Raw genomic sequence first — 4962 nt, 5'->3', positions numbered from 1 at the left:
GACCGAAGTGTCTCCTCTTTCATACGCATTTACTATTTTTTCTCGTAAATCAATTGAGTACGGTTTCATTGTAAGTCTTGATGCACTAATACTTAAGTGTACCTCATCAATCTCGAAAGTGCTGTATGTATACTTGATCCAGCAACTCAAAAAAACCTTGTCCTTCCAGTTCCGCAAAAGCATTTCTTACTGTTAATCCTTCAAGATTACGTCCGCCGACCAACTGTTGGAACATGAGGTTTTGTATCTCCAACCGATGCTCTTTTCCTCGCATAATAGCGATCGCTATGGGTGCTTGCTCAATAATGTTGCGGATTTCTGCGCGTACAGCTTCATCACGAAGCATACGAATGCGCTCTGATATGTCTCGGCTGAATAGTATCATCCCATTTTCAATTGGTACAGCCCGGACTTCATGCCAACCGTAAAGACTGGGAACAAACTGCTCGAATTTTACTGAAACACCATTTTCTGCCGCGTATCGCAGTTGCGTTTCTGCCGGAGTATTCATCAGTTCGGGAAAAACTTCCCAGTGTGAACGACCAAGCAAGTCTGCCCGCTTACGCCGCAACAGCAATTCCGCACTATGATTGACCTCGGTGTATCTCCACTCAGGGTCAAGTGCAGTTATTGCCTCTTTAGTATATTCTAATACTGTTTCCAGATCCAAATTCGTTCTCCTGCGTTCAAAAATCCAAAGTTGGTACTATAAATTACACGCTACCAAACCAATTTTTTCCACAACTCAACCCAACAAATTGAGCAAATATAGGCATTTGGGTAAGCCTGGAAGCCCTGCTCATATTAATGCTGTCCTCTCCGTCGCTAGAAGAACCCAAATCGATCACTTAACTTCATGCATCGACTCTCTTCGCCAAAATTGGGTGGACTTGTACGATAGCCTCAAAGAGAAAAAGTAAGTCGAATTATCTCATTTGTTATCGTAAAACATACGCGAACAAATTTTTCTTTGTTTTACCCTTCATTTTCCTTAACCGAGCAGTATTGCCTGAACACGTTGTGGGATATATCTTGGAGAGCGATACTGACGGGGACGGTCGCACACTTGCACAAGAAATCTTCAATGACGGCACAAGTCCCTTCCAACCAAATCAACCATCAGTACTTGCCTCCCAACAAAACCAGTTTCAATCCTCTAGTCAAGAGAACGAAGACATGGAAATCCAAATTTAGCCAAAAGTACGATTTTTTTGTAGACTCCTGGTTATTGATTTTTTAGGAGTAGAAGACCTAAACTTTGGCTTATTCGTTAGCGTTTTCACATGCTCTAAAGGTGTAGCTCTTATGAAGAAAGTTTAGGGGGAAAGGGATAGAATTTTCCCTTTCCCCCTCTTCCAAATATTTGTTCTACACCTTTTTCCAACTTTCAACTAAAGCTATGACACTACAATTACCAACCCACAACGGTACACACCCTCAAAAGTCAACAGACTCATTCACTATCCCTCAACAGAAAGAGCAACTAGAAAATCTGTTGTATCAGAAGGTTCAACAAGGGGAAGACATATCCCCTTGTATTGAAGCTCTCTATTATTTAGCTTCAAAGCAAACAACACAAGATCAACTGCAAGTGATGTGGGCTGAAGTAATCAAAGAACGCTCGGCATTCAATTCACTGCAAAGAGTAATCATTACAGCCTTCGCCATCTTAGGAATGATTGCCTTTCTCAATGGGGCATTTCGCTCTGTTAAACCATCTGCGGCTGTTGTCAACCCACCTGCTGCCCAACAGCGTTAATCCAAATGGTCAGGCAGGGTCATAAATTCAACGCAAAAAGCTGAGAGCGTTGTTTGATAATGCTTTCAGCTTATATTATCACTCGCTCTGCATAGCTCCCGCTTAATATGCTGTGTCCTTGTCGAAAGGCAAACTGTCTTCCGGCTCAAAGTTACGCAAGTCTTGCTCCATCTGCTGCCGACGTTGAACGTATGTTCTGCTATCTTCAATCCTTCCTCTCATCTGCCATGCACCAAAATTAATACCCTTTTCTGCGTATTTAGCAGACACTTTGTTGTAATCATCAACCTCGATTTTCTTGCGCCACTCAAGCTGTTCGAGGGCACTTTCACTGATGCCAATTTTCTGAGCGTATTCTACATATTCAGGTCTAAGAGAACCATCTGGGTTAAATTCCCTTTTCTCTTGTTCGCTGAAGAAATCGTAGGCTGTGTAGATTGGCCACGGTTCTGGGTCAGTCTCGTCCAAGTGCTTCCACTCATCGTATCTTGCTTTTACTCTACGAGCGTAGTCATCGACTGCTTCTGGATGTGCGCCAAGAGATAATTTTTGTTGTCTTACTTCATCTTTTAAAGTTCCATCTGCATTGAATTCTTCCTCATGCATATTTATCCAACGCTTAATTCTCGACATACAAACCTCTCAAGATATTAACCAAATTGTATTAAATTCTTAAAACCATGACTCTGGAAATTAAACATTTTGATCCCAGGCTCAATCAATGGATTTATACAGACGATAGCAAAACTGGCTCTCAATCAATTTTAACTGAAAAACTCAGTAATACTTTACTAGAATTTTACTTCCCTGACAAAGAATTCTCATTTGGACACTCAGATGAATACAGCACTGATGAAGAATTAAAAAATCATCCAGATGGACAGATTTTATTACTGTCTTCTAAGACTCGCTTACTTTATGGAGATAAAGAATGTTTAGAAACGATTCAAAAAATCTGTCCAGATAGTAAAGACCGGGGTGCTTATGGTTCCATCTTCCTTGGGGCTTGTAAAAATGCGATTCACGAAAAGCTAAACATTCTAATAGTAGATGATTCTACTAATAACAGGGGTGATAATGGAGGGATATTATCGAATGATTTGGCATATAAACTAGTCGGTGACTGTTATGGACAAATTTCGACACAATTCTATGATTTGCTAACCTTAAGAGAATCCCAAGCAGATAAAAGCTATCGTGTAATCCAGCATCGTTTTGGTTGGGTGGATGGAGTAGGAGAAGATACTACCAAATATCGTTTTGGCAAAGGAACACTCCGACCATACAACTTAGATGAAATAGAATATGCAGATCCTAAGAGCAAACCAAAAATAGACATAATTCTCCCCGTAAGCAGTTTTAAGGGAACAGACAAGGATAGACCCAAAGGCGCTACTAAACCGCAGATTCGACCAGGATTATATCAGCAAAGTATTTGGTTAGCCGAAAAAGGGCAATCTCAACGAGGACAAATGTCTATCTCCCAACTGCTGGCATCTTTCCCCCAAGGAATTAAAGATTTTGCTGAAGAACTAGAGGTACAAGCTCAAAGATTAGCCTCTATTCAAGATGACCCAAGAATTGTTGCTGCTTACTATTGTGAAAGATATGAAAAACGTAAAGAATCATTGAGCCAAAATAAGTTAAAAACAGGAGAAGTCACAAATCTTGAAACAGATATTAAAAACTTAGGGACAAATAATGATTTAGATGCAGATCAGGAGTTAGATGATGACCCCGCCAAAGATGACTTGTTTATGTACAAACTCATTAAAGCCGATTTACTTGGGCATCAGCAGTTATTAGAAACTGAGAAGGTAAAGCAGGAATTAAGTCGGTTTGTACAAAGTGAGTGGCGAGATATTGCTGTTGGGAAAACGCTTACTTTTGACCGAGGGATGATTATTCCATCCAAGGAACTCAAAAATGGCGAAATTTGTGTCTCTTGGCTTGATGAGCAAGAAAAAATTCTTAACTTCCGTTCTCCTTTCCTCAACTCTAATGGTTTGTGTGTTTCTAATAATAAATATGTTAAGGATCAGTTAGGGCCAGATGGTGAATCCTTAAAAGGCATAATTGTAGTCAATGACGAAGACCACAAGCGCATACAACAACGAATTACAGAGTTAGAAGCACGAGGAATCAATGTTGATTTTATCGACCCAGCAGAAACCGAATCAGAACGCCAGGCACGAGACTACGATGGTGACTGCATTGGTGTAGCAAGAGCTAGCTTATACCCGAATCTGACAGCAGAGGCAGAGCGAAGAAATCTTCCCCAGAACGCATATTCGCCTACAGTTAAGCTCAAAAAACAATCATTTTATGATCCCACCGATGGAAGCCAGCCTCCATTTGAAAAAATCGCTATTCACATGAGCGATAGCATCAGCGTCAGGGCAAACGCATCTAAAGTATAAGAATCCTTTAATAGCAAGGGTTTCAACGTTTTTAAATTTAGCCTATTTTTTCGTCAAGATCCTTATCCAGCAGGGGTTTCAGAAATGCCGTGCGTTCGCCCTGGCATCAGCGTGGGCATAATCAACAATCAAGTGACAGCACTGGAGGCATTAGAATCAGAAATTGAGGTACTAAACACTTATGGTACTTTAGAACAAAAATCAGAATATTTAGAGCAAGTATTTAGCCATTATCAAAGTTTATTTGAACAGGAATATGACCAGAAGCCCAAATCAATTAGAGCAGAGTACAAACCCTTCATGCAATCTGTTGTAGCTTTAGCAGAAAATCCCAACAGAACGCCAGAGATTATTCAGCAGGCGATGGATGTTAACCGCCTGATGTACCGAGAAATGATTGGTGAGGGATGTTATCAAAACCAAATAGCGGTTGATTTATTCAAAAGTGCTAAAAAACCTGAGATGAATAAAATCCGGGAAAACAGCCGCTACTTATATCGTGATGTTAATTATATTAAAGATAAGAAATCTTCTTCAGTTTATTTAAGCACAGGTATAACACCAAAGGGCTACTCACCAGTAGAATTATTGATTAGCCAAACCAATAAATATTTCCAAGAATCACAGTTAGAATCGCGTCCCATCGTCCAGTTTAAAGGTAACTGTTCACAGGATCTGAAACGCTACAATCAAAAATGGGTTACTGAGATGGTAGATTAAAATGCATGGATGAAAACTGCCTCGCCTACGGAATTGAAATTTCGGATTCAGATTGGGAAAAAA

The 4962-nt window shown here is 40.2% G+C and carries 6 protein-coding genes; 4 read left to right on the top strand and 2 right to left on the bottom strand.

Annotation, left to right across the window (positions count from 1 at the left end; genetic code table 11):
- Positions 1-106: 106 nt before the first annotated feature.
- Positions 107-670 carry a PAS domain-containing protein gene (locus LC608_RS36180; protein WP_229558106.1) on the bottom strand — a complete coding sequence of 188 codons (564 nt, stop codon included), beginning with the start codon at positions 668-670 and terminating at the stop codon, positions 107-109.
- A 335-nt stretch (positions 671-1005) separates the two neighbouring features.
- Here LC608_RS36180 and LC608_RS36175 point away from each other — a divergent pair, with 335 nt between their 5' ends.
- Positions 1006-1194 carry a hypothetical protein gene (locus LC608_RS36175; protein ID WP_229558105.1) on the top strand — a complete coding sequence of 63 codons (189 nt, stop codon included), beginning with the start codon at positions 1006-1008 and terminating at the stop codon, positions 1192-1194.
- A gap of 205 nt (positions 1195-1399) precedes the next feature.
- Positions 1400-1759 (top strand): hypothetical protein, encoded by a 360-nt coding sequence (locus LC608_RS36170; RefSeq protein ID WP_229558104.1) that lies wholly within the window; start codon positions 1400-1402, stop codon positions 1757-1759.
- Positions 1760-1861: 102 nt separating this feature from the next.
- On the opposite strand, the gene LC608_RS36165 is transcribed toward LC608_RS36170, so the two are convergent.
- Entirely contained in the window at positions 1862-2392 is a 531-nt protein-coding gene (locus LC608_RS36165) for a hypothetical protein (RefSeq protein ID WP_229558103.1), read from the bottom strand.
- A gap of 47 nt (positions 2393-2439) precedes the next feature.
- On the opposite strand from LC608_RS36165, the gene LC608_RS36160 reads away from it, so the two are divergent.
- Together LC608_RS36160 and LC608_RS36155 are read left to right on the top strand one after the other, a co-directional pair.
- The gene (locus LC608_RS36160) at positions 2440-4179 is read left to right on the top strand and encodes a hypothetical protein (RefSeq protein WP_229558102.1); all 1740 of its coding nucleotides are present in this window, start codon (positions 2440-2442) and stop codon (positions 4177-4179) included.
- Positions 4180-4263: 84 nt separating this feature from the next.
- On the top strand, positions 4264-4899 hold the full coding sequence (locus tag LC608_RS36155; RefSeq protein ID WP_308189987.1) for a hypothetical protein: 636 nt from the start codon (positions 4264-4266) through the stop codon (positions 4897-4899).
- The last annotated feature ends 63 nt before the right edge of the window (positions 4900-4962 follow it).

This window comes from Nostoc sp. XA010, from assembly GCF_020829625.1.
GTDB lineage: Bacteria > Cyanobacteriota > Cyanobacteriia > Cyanobacteriales > Nostocaceae > Nostoc.
The sequence above is the reverse complement of the archived record's forward strand: the minus strand, read 5'-3'. Positions and strand labels throughout refer to the sequence as shown.